Raw genomic sequence first — 13618 nt, 5'->3', positions numbered from 1 at the left:
TCGCGGGAGAGGGCAGGGGTGAGGGGGGAGAAAGTCTCCAGCGCTGGCAAGCCCCAAGGGCCAGGCCACTCCCTCGCGCATCAGGCGCAGGGAGACGGGACGATCTTCGCAAATGGCCGGACGGTGTTCAGCCCGGTACGGTGGCCAGCAGCGCGTCGGCCCGTTGCAGGTCCGGCGTGTCGGCGCCTTCGCGGCATTCGGCGCGGCATGCGGCGAGCAGGTCCTGGGCGTCCTCGGCGGGCGTGGCGGGCACGGTGCACAGGTCGCAGGCGCAGCGCAGGGCGAGGATCTTGGCACCCTGCTGGCGGGCGGTGGTCAGCGCTTGGCGCAACAGCGCCGTCACTTCGTCGTCGTCGGGCCGCAGGGCGGCCAGGGCGTTGGCCTGGAGCCGCAGCAGCTCGGGCAGGAGGTAGACGTCCTCGTAGGATTCGGCCAGTGCAATGGTTTCCCGCGCCCCGGCGAGGGCCTCGGCGTGCTGGCCGAGGCGCAGTTGGGCGTCCACCTGGAAGGAACGGAAGGTGGCTTCCACCAGGCGCATCGCCACCCGCGAGGCGGCGACGCCGGCCAGGATGGGGGGCAGGCCTTCCGGGTCGCCCAGGGCCACCCGGGCCCAGCCGCCGACGGTGGCCGCCGCCGCCAGCCAGAGGGAGAGACCGTGCTTTTCCGCCAACTGGCCCAGCTCGGCGCAGAGCCGTGCGGTTTCCGCCGGCAGGCCCAGATGGCGGTTGAGCACGGCGGCGAAGGTGAGGGCGAAGCCGAGGCTGTGGGCGTGGCCGCCGGCGCGGGCGTCGGCCATGGCCCGTTCCATCTGTTGTCGGGCCTGATCGGCATGGCCCTGGAACCACAGGGTCCAGGCCAGGAAGCTGCGCGCCAGGATGCGCGAGTCCTCGCCGTAGTGGGCGATCAGGTGGTTGCCGCTGACCCGGTCGGAGGCCGCCAGGGCGCTTTCCTGGTGGTGCCGGGCGTCGTCGTAGCGGGCCAGCCAGAACAGGTTGTTGCCGTAGGCGTAGTCGGTCACCAGGCGGTGGGCCGGATCGCCGGAGGACTGGGCGATGCGGTCGAGGCGGGCGGCGAATTCCAGGGGCGCGGCGGTGAGGTTCACCGAGCGGCCGCCCTGCCAGAGGCCGAACATGACCGGGAAGGAGGCGGCGTCGTCGCCCACTTCGCGGCTCAGGGCCTCGGCCCGGGCGAAGCAGTCGCGGGCACCCTGGGAGCCGTAGCCGAGCAGGGCCACGCGCAGGGTGCCGAGGGCTTCTTGCAGGGCGAATTCGAGCCGCACCTGGTGTTCCGAGGCGGGTAGTTGCGCCACCAGGGCCAGGCCTTGCTCGAAGTGGTCCGCCGCTTCCTGGTTGGCGGAGTGGGCTGCGGCCCAGCGGCCCGCCCGCAGCCACTGCGGGATGGCGGCGAGCAGGTCGCCGGCCAGGGTCAGGTGGCGGGCCAGGACTTCCGGCGGCGCGTCCTGTCCGCCATCCGCCGCCAGGACCTCGGCGATGCGGCGATGGTGGCCCTGGCGCTGGCTGCGGGCGAGGGATTGGTAGGCGGCGTCCTGGATCAGGGCGTGCTTGAACTGGTGGGCGCCGGGGGCCAGGGGCAGGATCAGGCCGTTGCCGAGGAGCCGCGCCAGGTCCTGGTCCACCGCCTCGGCGGAGAGGGGCGAGACCTGCTTCAACAACTCGGTGTCGAACTCGCGGCCGAGGGCGGCGGCCAGTTGTGCCGTGGCCTTGGCCGGGCCGGTGGCGTCGAGGCGCGAGGCCAGCAGTTCTTGCAGGGTGAGGGGCGTGTCCTGGGCGCCATCGTGGTCGGGGGCGGCCATGCGCGCCATTTCCTCGGCGAACAGGGGAATGCCGTCGGACCAGGCGACGATGCGCGCCTGGGCGGCCGGCGACAGGTTGCCCGCCAGGTGGTGCACCAGGGCGCCGGTGTCGTCGGGGGCCAGGGGCGGCAGATCGAGGATGGCGTCCGCCGCTTGCCAGTCGAGGCCGGGGCGGGTGGTGATCAGGGTCAGCACGGGGGCGCCGAACTTGCGATGGACGTGGCGGGTGAGCAGGTCCAGGGTGGAGGGGTCGCACCAGTGCAGGTCCTCCAGGATCAGCAGCACCGGGCGGTCGTGGGCCAGGCCCTGGATCAGGCTCAGCAACAGCTCGCCGGTCTTTTCCTTGCGCTGTTGCGGCGGCAGGTCGAGCACGGCGGCGTTGGCCGGCGGCGGCAGGTGCAACACGTCGGTGAGCAGCGCCAGGGCTTCCTCCGGCGCCGGGACGATGGCGGCGACGCCGGCCAGGTAGGCCGCGATCTTGTCTTGCTTCTGCCGGTCGTCGTCCGCGCGGGCGAAGCCGAAGCGGGCCGAGAGCAGGGTCAGCACCGGATGGAAGGGGGTCTGGCTGAACTCGGGGTGGCAGCGCATTTCCAGCAGGTCGTGGGCCTCGTCGCCGAGGCGCTCGATGAGGCTGTGCACCAGGCGCGATTTGCCGATACCGGCGTCGCCCCGGATCAACAGGCTGGGATGGCGGCCCTGGCGGGATTCCTGCCACAGGCTCAACAACTCGGCCAGTTCCGTTTCGCGGCCCACCAGGGGGCCCAGTTCGGAACGGCTTTGCAGGCGGGTGACGGCGCCGGTTTCGCCGAGCACGCGGTAGGCCGGCAGGCGGTCGCGCCGTTGGCGCGACGACAGGTCGCCCAGGGCCTGGCAATGGAAGTAGCCCTGCACCAGGCAGCGGGTGGGCTCGCTGATGGACAGGCTGCCGGGGGCGGCGGCCTCGGCCAGGGCGATGGCCCAGGACGAGGCGACGCCGGCGATGTCCGGTTCGCCGGCGCGGGCATCGACGATCACCGGGCCGCTATGGACGCCCAGTTGCAAGCCCACGCCGGCGGGCGTTTCGCGCACGATGGCCAGGGCCGCCTGGACCGCGTGGCGGGCGGCGTTTTCCCGGGCCAGGGGAAAGCCGAAGTAGGCCAGCAGGCGGCTGCCCTGGCTGACGATGCGGTGTCCGCCGGCCTCGGCGATCAGGGCCTGGCAGCGCTGACGCAGGGGCGCCAGGGTTTCGGCGATCAGGTCCACGTCCTCGGCGTCGGGCAGGTGCAGGTCGCAGCAGAGCACCGTCACCAGGCGCCGCTCGGTGGTCGCCACCGCCGCCGGGGCCTGCTCGTCCTGGAGCTTGCCGGCGCGGATGCGGGCTACCAGGTCCTCGGTTTCGACATCGGGGGCCACGCCCAGCTCCCGCTCCAACATGCGGCTGCAATCGTCGTATTGGGCCAGGGCGGCGGCGGTGTTGCCGGCCAGGGCCAAGAGGCGGATCACCTGGCGCTGGGCGTTTTCGTTCCAGGGGTCCAGCTCCGCCAGGCGGCGGGCGTAGCCGAGGGCACGCTCGCTCTGGCCGCTGCCTTCCGCCAGGCGCCGGGCCTGGTCGAGCAGGGAAACGGCGTGGCGCTGGCATTGGTTGCGCCGGGTTTCCACCCATTCCTCGAAGTCGGGACAGTCGGGCAGGGTCAGGCCGTGGAGGAATTCGCCGCCGTACAGGTCGATCTGGGCATCGAGCAAGGCCAGGGTGGCCGCGTCGGTCTTGCCGTTGGCCGGCGGCGCGAGGAACAGGGCGGTGTCCCGCCAGAGGGGATAGTCGGGATTGAGGCGGACCAGGTTGTGTTCCACCAGCAGGCCGGCGGTGCCGTCGGGCAGGTCGAGGGCGCCGCGCAGGTTGGAGAGCAATTGGCGCAGGTGGCCGGGGGAGCGGATGGCGAGCAGGTCGCCGAGTTTTTCCCGGGAATGCCAGCCCTCTTCCAGGGAGAGAAACGCCAGCAGGCCGCGCCCCTTGCGGTAGCCGGGACCGGCCGCGGGTGATCCGTCGATTTCCAAGCGCCAGCCGCCCAGCGTGCGCAAGATGCTTCTTTGTGTGATGTGTTTCATGCCCTTCAATGCCAGCAACGGCGGCCTGTGACGATCCTGTGACGTGGGCTGCGCAGAATCGGTCCCAGTCAAAACGCAGGGTTCTACGATACCGGCTTTCGCGGATTTTTGTGTTACAGCGCGGCCGTCGTGTGATCCCTGATGCATTCCCCACCGGGCCCACAAGGAGCTGAACGATGTTGTCACTGAATCCCGAAAAACTGCTGGAGAACCGCCTGTCGGTGCAACGGGCCATCCTGTTCAAGGCCCAGCAGGATTTGCGTTTCCGCGCCGCCCTCAAGGCCGACCCCAAGGGTGCCCTCAAGGAATTCCTCGGCGTGAACTGGGATCCCCGGGTCAAGCTGGAGGTGATCGAGGAGAGCGACGACCGTTGCGTGCTGGTGTTGCCGCCGGTGATCGGTGCCGAGGCGGCCAACGACGAATTGTCCGACGCCGACCTGGAACTGGTGTCCGCCGGTGCCAGCGGCGGCCAGACCCCGACCTGCTACGTGAATCGTTATGGCGTAGAGAAGTGCGGCTCCGACGGCAACAACGGCGGCTAAGCCCCCCCATGAGTTTTCTATTTTTACGGCAACAAGGAGCAGTCATGAGCAATGAGCAACAAACCAAGACCCTGCCTGAGCAGCCCCAGATCAACGGCGAATTGAACGACAGCCAATTGGAAAAGGTGTCCGCCGGTTCCCGGCCCAATTGCGCCACGCCTTTGGATAGCAATGATCCCAAGGCCAGCGACAACTTTGCCCGCCGCAACTGACGCCATCGGCACCATAGGAGCGATGACCATGAACCAAAAGCCCCAATCCGCATTGCAAGAAGAACAAGCAAGCAAGGCCCTATCCCAAGACAAGGCCGAGTTGAGCGATAGCCAGTTGGAGCAGGTGGCTGCTGGCTCTACTGTGCTGCCTGAGCAGCGAGCGGCAGACAAAAAAATGCGTGAATATTGGAAGTGATGGCCAGTGGTGCAGGTGGCTGCTGTCCATCGCCGCCGCGTGATTGGTTCCATCTAAGCGCTGAAAGGAAAGATGATGAGCGACAAGATTGAACCCCAGCAGGACATCCAACCGATGCTGGAAAAGGACGGCGAGTTGAGCGACAGCCAGCTTGAAAAAGTCGCCGCTGGCTCGACACCGATGTCCCATGGCCCCAGCAGTAGCAACCTTCCCAAGAACATGAACTGAGGCTGACATTTTGTCGGCAGATTATCGACGGCCCAAAAAAATGGCGACCGTCATCCCCGGTAAGCCTTCACTATCACCCATGGAAAGCGCGAAAGGAAAACAATGAATCAACAGGACCAAACCAAGCAGCCCGCGGAACCGACGCTGGACCATGAAATCGAGGCGAAGGATGACGAGTTAAAGGACAGCGAACTTGAAAAAGTCGCCGCAGGGGGTAGTGGCGGCCACTATGCCAAACACAAGAATCACTACTAGGCACCACGGATAATTTTGGATCAGGTGATGGTCATGAACAATGAAGAGAAAACCAAGCTAGGGGAAGTGGAAGTGCCTGCACAAATCCATGGTGAGCTGGATGATGCTCAGTTGGAGCAGGTCGCCGCGGGCACCAGCAGCCAGATCCGTGGGCCCGTCAGTCTCGAAGGCAAGCGTCGGGACTGAGCATTCCCTGCGTTTTCCATGGGGCTGGAATGGAGGGCTTGCCCTTCATCCGGCCGATAGCAGCCAAAAGGAACAGACCATGAACGACAAGATTGAACCCCAGCAGGACATCCAGCCGATCCCGGAAAAGGACGGCGAGTTGAGCGACAGCCAGCTTGAAAAAGTGGCCGCCGGCTCGACGCCGACAAGCCGGATGAAAACGTCAGCCGATGTGAAGATTGGGTGAACCCGATCTCCTAGCGGTCGACTGGCGCAAGCCAGTCTGTCCGGAATAGGGTTTCCTGCCCGTCGCCTGTGCAAAAACCTTGCACGGGCTTTTGTTTTTTTCATCGGTCTCCGATCCGGGTTTCACCTCATGCGTCGTTTCGGTTTTTTTGTCTGTGTTGTTCTGTTCCTGACGACAAGCGGGACGGCGGTCCGCGCCGAGACCCTGAGCGAGGCCCTGGCCGTGGCCTATGCCAGCAACCCCAGCTTGCGCGCCGGCCGTCTCGGCGTCGGCGTACTCGACGAATCGGTGGCCGAGGCGGTGGCCGCCTGGCGCCCCAACCTCAGCCTGAGCACCACCTCGGGCCGCACCGCGAGCCGCATCCGCAGCGGCAACGACACCACCCTCACCACCCTGGACGGCCGCCAGAACACGATTTCCCTGACGCAGCGCCTGTTCGATTTCGGCCAGGCCAACAACGCCATCAAGGCAGCGGAGGAACGGGTCATGGCCGGCCGCGCCCAATTGCTGGGCAATGAACAGAACATTCTGTTGACGGCGGCCCAGGCCTACATGGACGTGCTGCAAGCGGAAGCCGTGGTGGCCCACAGCCGGCGCAACGCCGAGGTGTTGGAACGACAGTTGGCGGCAGCCGAGGCCGGCTTCCAGCGTCAACTGTCCACCCGCACCGACCTGGCCCAGGCCCAGGCGCGGCGCGCCAACGCCCAGGCCAACCTGGACGTGGCCCTGGAGTCCCTCGATACCGCCAAGGCGGTTTATGAAACCGTGATCGGCCAGGCGCCGGGCAGCCTGGTGTTTCCCGCCAAGCTGCCCCTGCTGCCCGCTTCCATGGCCGAGGCCGTGCAGCGGGCCGTGACGGAAGCGCCGGCGGTGGTGGCGGCGGAACGCAACGTGGCCGCCGACCAGGCCAGCAACGACGCAGCCAGGGCCGCCCTGCTGCCCACCATCAGCCTCCAGGCCCAAGGCAGTCGCAGCACCAATTCGGCGGTGGGGGTGGACGACTATTTCGAGCGCAAGGTCGGCGTGCAACTGACCATGCCCCTCTTCGCCGGCGGCACCCAGCAGGCCCGCATCCGCGGCAGCGCCCTCGGTGTCGAGCAGCGTCGCGAGGAATTGGAGGCGACCCGCCGGGCCGCCCGCCAAGGTGCCCTCACCGCCTGGAACGGCCTGCTCACGGCGCGGGCGCGGGTGGGCAGCTTCGAGGCCTCGGTGAAGGCCAATGAAGTGGCCTACCAGGGTGCCCAGGCCGAGTACCAGCGCATGGGCACCCGCACCTTGCTCGACGTGCTCAACGCCGAGCAGGAACTGTTCAACGCCCAGGTGAACCTGGCCCAGGCCCGTCGCGACGAGGTGGTGGCGGCCTTTCAGCTGATCGCCGCCACCGGCGCCCTCACCGCCCGCCGGCTCGATCTGCCGGTCTCCATCCACGATCCGGCCCGCCACCTGGAACGGGCCCGGAGCAACTGGTTCGGCCTCGGCGCCGAGCTGGAATAGGAAAGCCCCATGTCTGCCAACCTGCAAGATCGCCTGTTCCGCAAGGTCGCCCTGGAGCGGCTGTCCTCCCCCGACCAGCTGGACCAGTTGGTCACCATCGCCGATCCGCGTTCCTGGCTGGCCCTGGCGGCCTTCGCCCTGATCCTGGTGTTCGTCCTCGGCTGGGGCATCTTCGGCCGCATTCCCACCTCGGTGCCGGCCAAGGGCATTCTGGTGGCGGAAGGGGGCCGCGTGGTGGCGGCCATGAGCCCCGCCAGCGGCATTGTCGAAAAGGTCTCGGTCAAGCTCGGCGAACGGGTACGCAAGGGCCAGCCGGTGGCCACCATCCGCCAGGTGGAAACGGAACAGCGCCTGGCCCACGCCACCACCATGGCGGCGGAACTGGACAAGGACCTGGCGCGCAGCCGCGCCCAGTTGCAAAAGGAACTGGCCTTCAAGCGCGACACCCTGCGTCAGCGCGCCACGGCCCTCAAGCAGGTACTGGCTTCGGCCCAGGCCCGCATCGCCTACTTGGAAAAGCAGGTGGCCAACCGTCAGGAGATGTTGCAGATGGGCTTCGCCACGGCGGAGCGCATCCAGGAAACCCGCAACGAACTAAGCCAGGCCAAGCGCGAGGCGGCGGAGGCCCAGGCCCAGTTGATTTCCCTCAGCGCGGAAGAGGCCACGGCCCAGGCCGCCATGGACAGTGAATTGGCGCGCAAGGAAAACAGCGCCACCGAGGCCCGCCACCGGGCCGAGGAATTGAAAACGACCCTGGGTGAGTCGGCCCAGGTGCTGGCCCCCGACGATGGCCGGGTGACCGAAATCAAGGTGGCCGACGGTGCCGTGGTGAGTACCGGCCAGCCCCTGGTGGGGATTGAAACCCGGGGCGGCAGCTTGCAGGCGGTGGTCTACATTCCCACCGAGCACGGCAAGAAAGTGAAGACCGCGATGGTGGCCCGGGTGGCGCCGTCTACGGTGAAGAAGGAAGAGTCCGGCATGTTGTTGGGCAAGGTGACCCAGGTGGCCGCCTTCCCCGCCACCCAGCAGGGCATGGCCGCCGTGGTGCAGAACGAAAGCCTGGTGGCGGGTTACGCCAAGTCCGGCGCGCCCTACGAGGCCCGCATCGACTTGACCCCGGCCGATACCCCCAGCGGCTACGCCTGGACCTCGGGCCGGGGCGCCGAGGTGGAACTGACCACCGGCACCACGGTGGATGCCGCCATCACGGTGCGCGAGCAACGTCCCATCGAGCTGGTGCTGCCCTTCCTGCGCAAGGTGTTCAGCGGTGATTGAGCGTCTGCGCGGCGCGGCGAACGCCATCGTCGCTTTCCTGGGCGGGCAGCGCGCGCGGCTGAACCTCGGCGCCAAGGGCGAGGGCGGAACGCGGGTGCGCACGCCCACGGTGTTGCAGATGGAGGCCGCCGAATGCGGCGCCGCCAGCCTGGCGATGATCCTCGGCTACCACGGGCGCTGGGTGTCCCTCGAACAGTTGCGCCTGGAATGCGGCGTGTCCCGGGACGGCAGCAAGGCCTCCAACGTGCTCAAGGCGGCGCGGGTGAACGGGCTGAACGCCAAGGGTTTCAAGAAGGAACCGGAACAGCTCGCCAGCCTGCCCCTGCCCTCCATCATCCACTGGAACTTCAACCACTATCTGGTGTTCGAGGGCATCGTCGGCGGCAAGGCCTACCTCAACGATCCCAGCCTGGGGCCGCGCCAGGTGGATCTGGCGGAGCTGAATGAATCCTTCACCGGCGTGGTGCTGGCCTTTACGCCGGGGCCCGAGTTCCAGCCCGGCGGCCAGCCGCCCCGGGGTTGGCGGCAGTTGTTCGATCACCTGGGCGAAGCGCGTCGCACCCTGGGTTACGTGGCGGCCCTGTCCATCATGTTGGCGGTGCCTGGCATCGTCATTCCCGCCCTTTCCAAACAATTCGTGGACCAGGTGCTGGTGCAGCAGATGAAGACCTGGGTGGTTCCCCTCTGTCTCGGCCTGCTGGCCGCCGGTCTGTTCCAGACGGCGCTGACCTGGTTTCAGCGCCACGCCCTGGTGCGGCTCCAGGCCGGCTTGTCCACGGTGATGGCGACCCGCTACCTGAGCCGCCTGCTGCGCCTGCCCCAGGAGTTCTTCACGCCGCGCCAGAGCGGCGACCTGGCCAACCGCTTCGCCGCCACCGAGCGGGTGGCGCAACTGCTCTCCGGCGAGTTGTCCACCAATCTGTTCAACCTGTCCGCCGCCCTGCTCTACGTCATCGCCATGGCCGGCTACGACCTGACCCTGGCCTGCCTCGGCGTCGCCGCCACCCTGGCCAACATCGCCCTGCTGCGCCTGGCGTCGCGCCGTCGCACCGACCTCAATCGCAAGCTGGCCAACGATCAGGGCAAGTTGCTCGGCGCCACGGCCAGCACCATCGTCACCATCGAAACCCTCAAGGTGGGCGGCGGCGAGAATGCCGCCTTCGCCGCCTGGAGCGGCTACCAGGCCCAGGCCCTGAGCACCCAGCAGGAACTGGGTTTCCAGGACGGCATGCTCAACGCCAGTCCGGCCCTGCTCTCCAGCCTGACCACCGCCGCCATCCTCGGCCTGGGCGGTTTGCGCGTGATCGGCGGCGAGTTGTCCATCGGTTCCCTGGTGGCGATCCAGACCCTGATGGGCTCCCTCACCGGCCCCATGACGTCCCTGGTGGGCCTGGGCAGCCGCTTGCAGGCGGTGACCAGCGACCTGGAACGGCTCGGCGACGTGCTCGGTCAGCCGGAACCCAAGCCTCCTGTCGCCCAGGCCGGCGTGGCGCGGCTGGAGGGCCGGGTGGAAATGCGCGACATCGTGTTCGGCTACAACCCCTGCGAGGACGCCCTGGTCAGCGACTTCGCCATGCGCCTGGCGCCGGGCATGCGGGTGGCCTTGGTGGGCGCTTCCGGCAGCGGCAAGTCCACCCTGGGCCGCCTGCTCTGCGGTCTCTACCGGCCCTGGCAGGGCGAGGTGCTGATCGACGGTCGACCGGTGGCGGAGATCGATCCCGACCTGATGGCCAATTCCGTGGCCTACGTGGACCAGGACATCTTTTTGTTCGAGGGCACGGTGCGCGACAACCTCACCCTGTGGGACGACAGCGTGCCCGAGGCGGCCCTGGTACAGGCCCTCAAGGATGCCGAGATCCACGCCGAGATCATGGCCCGGCCCGGCCACCTGGGCGCCGCCGTGGCCGAGGGCGGCATGAACTTTTCCGGCGGCCAGCGCCAGCGCCTGGAACTGGCCCGGGCCCTGGTGGGTGATCCTTCCATCCTGGTGCTGGACGAAGCCACCGCCGCCCTCGATCCGGTGGTGGAAAAACAGATCGACGACAACCTGCGCCGGCGCGGCTGCACTTGCGTGATCATCGCCCACCGCCTGTCCACCATCCGCGACTGCGACGAGATCATCGTCCTGCGCCATGGCCGCGTGGTGGAGCGGGGCAACCATGACAGCCTGGTGGCCCGGGACGGGGCCTATGCCGACTTGATCCGGGCGGGCCGCTGATGAGCACGATCATTTTGAACGCCGACCAACCCCTGGCCCTGTGGCAGGCTGATCATCCCTGGCGGGTCGAACAGGGTTTCGTGGACCTCTTCGCCGTGCCGGTGCACGCTGGTCGCGGCGACGGTGCCCGGGTGTTCCTGCTGCGGGTCGGGCCGGGCCAAGTGTTCTTCCCCCTGCCCCTGGCAAGCCAGGACGCGGAAAACGTTGGCGTTATTGCCGTGGGCGGCCTCGCCTGCCGCATCGCCGCCGAGGCCGCGCCCGCGCCACGGGATATCGACGCCTGGTTGCAAGCCCTGATGGTGCCCTTGCAGGAGGCGCCGGTGCTGCGCTGCGACCGCATCGCCGCCGAGGGCAGCCTGTTGCTGCCCCAGGACGGCGTGCTGGTGGGCAGCGCCCAACGGCTGCTGTGGTGCCGCGTCAGCCGGGGCCGTTTGCGCCTGCTCGACGATGTGGACTTTCTGCGTGAAGCCGGCAGCGCCCCCCTGCCCCTGGGACCCAGCCTCTGGTTGCAGGCCACCGAGGAGGCGGAGCTGGAGTTGCGTGGCAGCGAGGCTCTGGGGGCCGACGTGGTCGCGGCCCTGGCCGACTTCCACGGCCTGGCGGCCATCCTGGTGCAACGCCTCGTGGCTCGGCGCCGTGCCCAGCAGGCGGACCGCCTGCAACGTCGCGCCGAGCGTTCCCGCGCCGCCCTGTCCAGCGGCCTCGGTCAACTGGTGGACGCGGTGCTGCCCCAGGCCCGCGTCAACCTGCCCAGCGCCGGCGGCGATGCCCTGCTCCAGGCCCTGCGCCGGGTGGCGGACAACGTCGGCGTCGAGGTGCGCGAGCCGGGACTGGAGGAATTGCGTTACCTGCGCGGCAGTCGTCTCGACATTTTGATCAAGGCCTCGGGTCTGCGCAGTCGCGGCGTGCTGCTGCGGGGCGATTGGTGGCGACGGGAAAGCGGCGCCCTGCTGGGCTGGACCCAGGACAGCCGCCAGCCGGTGGCCCTGCTGCCCCGTGCCGGCGGTGGCTACACTTGGTGGAATCCGGCCACGGACCAGGGCGGCGAGGTGGACGAGGTCAGCGCGCTCGCCCTGGCCGCCGACGGCGTGATGCTCTATCCGCGCCTGCCCGACGGTCGGCTGCGCTGGCGCAGCCTGCTGCACCTGGGCCTGGGCGCCAGCCTGCCCGACCTCAAGGGTTTCCTGGTTCTATCCCTGGCCGCGGCCCTGCTCGCCCTGCTGGTGCCGGTGGGCACCGGCCTGCTGGTGGACGAGATCATTCCCGCCGCCGACCGGGGACAACTGGCGGTGCTGGTGGGCGGCCTGGTGGCGGCGGCCCTGTGCACCGGCGCCTTCGAGTTGGTGAAGGGCGTGGCCCTGCTGCGCATCGAGGGCCGTCTCGACGCAGGCCTCCAGTCCGCCCTGTTCGACCGTCTGTTGCGCCTGCCCGCCACCTTCTTCAAGCAATACACGGCGGGGGACCTGTCGGACCGGGTGCTCGGCGTTCAGGCCATCCGCCAGCTGCTGGCCGGCTCGTCGGTGGCGGCCCTGGTGGGGGGCGTGTTTTCCTTCGTCAGCCTGGGCGTGCTGTTCGCCTACGACGTGCGCCTCGCCCTGGTGGCGGTGGGTCTGACCGTCGTTTCCCTGGCCGTGACCGTCGCCCTCACCATCCTGCAACTGCGCCACGAGCGGGCCCAGGCGGAAAATCGCGGCAAGGTGGAAGGCCTGGTGCTGCAACTGGTGACCGGGGTCACCAAGCTCAAGGTGGCGGCGGCCCAGGACCGCGCCGTGGGTGCCTGGGCCGGCCATTACGCCGACCAGAAGCGGCGCTTCGTCCGCGCCCAGAAACTCGCCGCCGACCAGGCGGTGTTCCAGGCCCTGTTCCCGCCCCTGGCGACGGTGGCGATTTTCGCCGCGGTGGCCTGGCTGATGAAAAGCACCGCCGCCGAGGCCGCCCTCAAGGCCCTGGTGGACAGCGAGGGCGAGGTGAAGATGCTGGGGGCCGGTTCCTTCCTGGCCTTCCAGGCGGCCTATGGCCAGTTCCTCGGCGCCATGACCCATCTGGTGCAAAGCCTCACCGCCACCCTCGGCGCCCTGCCCCTCTATGAGCGGGCCAAGCCCATCCTCGAGGCGCCGCCGGAAAACCAGGCGGGGCGCAGCTCCCCCGGCGTGCTTGACGGCGCGGTGGAGTTCGCCGGGGTCAGCTTCGCCTACCAGGCCGACGCGGCGCCGGTGGTACAGGATCTGTCCTTCACCCTGCGCGCCGGGGAGTTCGCGGCCCTGGTGGGGCCTTCCGGCAGCGGTAAGTCCACGGTGTTGCGGCTGCTGCTGGGGCTGGAGAATCCGAGCCAGGGCGAAATCTTTTTCGACGGCAAGCCGGCCAGTCGCCTCAACCTGGACGCCCTGCGCGCCCAGGTGGCGGTGGTGCTGCAAAGCGGCCGCATCCTGCCCGGCAGCGTGTTGAGCAACATCGTCGGCCAGGACGAGGCAAGCCTTGCCGATGCCTGGGAAGCGGCGCGCCTGGTGGGCCTGGACGAGGACATCCGGGCCATGCCCATGGGCATGCACACGGTGTTGATGGAGGGGGGCGGCACCCTCTCCGGCGGTCAGCGCCAGCGGCTGATGATCGCCCGCGCCCTGGTGCGCAAGCCCCGCATCCTGATCCTGGACGAGGCCACCAGCGCCCTGGACAACCGCACCCAGGCCATCGTCACCGAAAGCCTGAAGACCCTCAACATCACCCGCCTGGTGGTGGCCCATCGGCTGACCACCATCGAATCGGTGGATCGGGTGCTGGTGATGAGTCAGGGACGGCTGGTGGAAAGCGGCACGGTGGCGGAGTTGCGCGCGGGCAGCGGCGTGTTCGCCGAACTGGCGCGGCGTCAGGTTTTTTAGCGAAGGAGTTGT

At 68.5% G+C, this 13618-nt stretch carries 12 protein-coding genes; 11 read left to right on the top strand and 1 reads right to left on the bottom strand.

The window, feature by feature from the left end:
- Window positions 1–127: 127 nt before the first annotated feature.
- Window positions 128–3898: an AAA family ATPase gene (locus ACYQ2U_RS05890; protein ID WP_459949425.1), complete on the bottom strand. Its 3771-nt coding sequence runs from the start codon at window positions 3896–3898 to the stop codon at window positions 128–130.
- A 176-nt stretch (window positions 3899–4074) separates the two neighbouring features.
- Here ACYQ2U_RS05890 and ACYQ2U_RS05885 point away from each other — a divergent pair, with 176 nt between their 5' ends.
- The 11 genes from ACYQ2U_RS05885 to ACYQ2U_RS05835 all read left to right on the top strand — a co-directional run bounded on the left by ACYQ2U_RS05885 (window position 4075) and on the right by ACYQ2U_RS05835 (window position 13606).
- Window positions 4075–4440: a hypothetical protein gene (locus ACYQ2U_RS05885; protein ID WP_459949424.1), complete on the top strand. Its 366-nt coding sequence runs from the start codon at window positions 4075–4077 to the stop codon at window positions 4438–4440.
- A 44-nt stretch (window positions 4441–4484) separates the two neighbouring features.
- Complete coding sequence (locus ACYQ2U_RS05880; RefSeq protein WP_459949423.1) at window positions 4485–4652, top strand: hypothetical protein; 168 nt, start codon at window positions 4485–4487, stop codon at window positions 4650–4652.
- A gap of 28 nt (window positions 4653–4680) precedes the next feature.
- Window positions 4681–4848 carry a hypothetical protein gene (locus tag ACYQ2U_RS05875; protein WP_459949422.1) on the top strand — a complete coding sequence of 56 codons (168 nt, stop codon included), beginning with the start codon at window positions 4681–4683 and terminating at the stop codon, window positions 4846–4848.
- Between the two features lie 75 nt (window positions 4849–4923).
- A complete protein-coding gene (locus ACYQ2U_RS05870; protein ID WP_459949421.1) occupies window positions 4924–5076 on the top strand; it encodes a hypothetical protein in 153 nt (50 codons plus the stop codon).
- A gap of 102 nt (window positions 5077–5178) precedes the next feature.
- Window positions 5179–5331, top strand: a complete 153-nt coding sequence (locus ACYQ2U_RS05865; RefSeq protein WP_459949420.1) for a hypothetical protein — start codon at window positions 5179–5181, stop codon at window positions 5329–5331.
- A gap of 33 nt (window positions 5332–5364) precedes the next feature.
- Window positions 5365–5517 (top strand): hypothetical protein, encoded by a 153-nt coding sequence (locus ACYQ2U_RS05860; protein ID WP_459949419.1) that lies wholly within the window; start codon window positions 5365–5367, stop codon window positions 5515–5517.
- A gap of 79 nt (window positions 5518–5596) precedes the next feature.
- Window positions 5597–5743, top strand: coding sequence for a hypothetical protein (locus tag ACYQ2U_RS05855; protein ID WP_459949418.1), 147 nt, complete (start codon window positions 5597–5599; stop codon window positions 5741–5743).
- A 129-nt stretch (window positions 5744–5872) separates the two neighbouring features.
- Window positions 5873–7237, top strand: coding sequence for a TolC family outer membrane protein (locus tag ACYQ2U_RS05850; RefSeq protein WP_459949417.1), 1365 nt, complete (start codon window positions 5873–5875; stop codon window positions 7235–7237).
- 9 nt (window positions 7238–7246) lie between these two features.
- Complete coding sequence (locus tag ACYQ2U_RS05845; RefSeq protein WP_459949416.1) at window positions 7247–8512, top strand: NHLP bacteriocin system secretion protein; 1266 nt, start codon at window positions 7247–7249, stop codon at window positions 8510–8512.
- Window positions 8505–10730, top strand: coding sequence for an NHLP family bacteriocin export ABC transporter peptidase/permease/ATPase subunit (locus ACYQ2U_RS05840; RefSeq protein WP_459949415.1), 2226 nt, complete (start codon window positions 8505–8507; stop codon window positions 10728–10730). The genes ACYQ2U_RS05845 and ACYQ2U_RS05840 overlap by 8 nt, the downstream gene beginning before the upstream one ends.
- A complete protein-coding gene (locus ACYQ2U_RS05835; RefSeq protein ID WP_459949414.1) occupies window positions 10730–13606 on the top strand; it encodes an NHLP bacteriocin export ABC transporter permease/ATPase subunit in 2877 nt (958 codons plus the stop codon). The genes ACYQ2U_RS05840 and ACYQ2U_RS05835 overlap by 1 nt, the downstream gene beginning before the upstream one ends.
- Window positions 13607–13618: the final 12 nt, after the last annotated feature.

Source organism: Denitratisoma sp. agr-D3 (genome assembly GCF_054658675.1).
The sequence above is the reverse complement of the archived record's forward strand: the minus strand, read 5'-3'. Positions and strand labels throughout refer to the sequence as shown.

Bases quoted from the DNA above. Each gene is read 5' to 3' on its own strand.
- ACYQ2U_RS05865 (WP_459949420.1), top strand. From the start codon at position 5,179: ATGAATCAACAGGACCAAACCAAGCAGCCCGCGGAACCGACGCTGGAC.
- ACYQ2U_RS05870 (WP_459949421.1), top strand. From the start codon at position 4,924: ATGAGCGACAAGATTGAACCCCAGCAGGACATCCAACCGATGCTGGAA.
- ACYQ2U_RS05860 (WP_459949419.1), top strand. From the start codon at position 5,365: ATGAACAATGAAGAGAAAACCAAGCTAGGGGAAGTGGAAGTGCCTGCA.
- ACYQ2U_RS05835 (WP_459949414.1), top strand. From the start codon at position 10,730: ATGAGCACGATCATTTTGAACGCCGACCAACCCCTGGCCCTGTGGCAG.
- ACYQ2U_RS05855 (WP_459949418.1), top strand. From the start codon at position 5,597: ATGAACGACAAGATTGAACCCCAGCAGGACATCCAGCCGATCCCGGAA.
- ACYQ2U_RS05880 (WP_459949423.1), top strand. From the start codon at position 4,485: ATGAGCAATGAGCAACAAACCAAGACCCTGCCTGAGCAGCCCCAGATC.
- ACYQ2U_RS05875 (WP_459949422.1), top strand. From the start codon at position 4,681: ATGAACCAAAAGCCCCAATCCGCATTGCAAGAAGAACAAGCAAGCAAG.
- ACYQ2U_RS05850 (WP_459949417.1), top strand. From the start codon at position 5,873: ATGCGTCGTTTCGGTTTTTTTGTCTGTGTTGTTCTGTTCCTGACGACA.
- ACYQ2U_RS05890 (WP_459949425.1), bottom strand. From the start codon at position 3,898: ATGAAACACATCACACAAAGAAGCATCTTGCGCACGCTGGGCGGCTGG.
- ACYQ2U_RS05845 (WP_459949416.1), top strand. From the start codon at position 7,247: ATGTCTGCCAACCTGCAAGATCGCCTGTTCCGCAAGGTCGCCCTGGAG.
- ACYQ2U_RS05885 (WP_459949424.1), top strand. From the start codon at position 4,075: ATGTTGTCACTGAATCCCGAAAAACTGCTGGAGAACCGCCTGTCGGTG.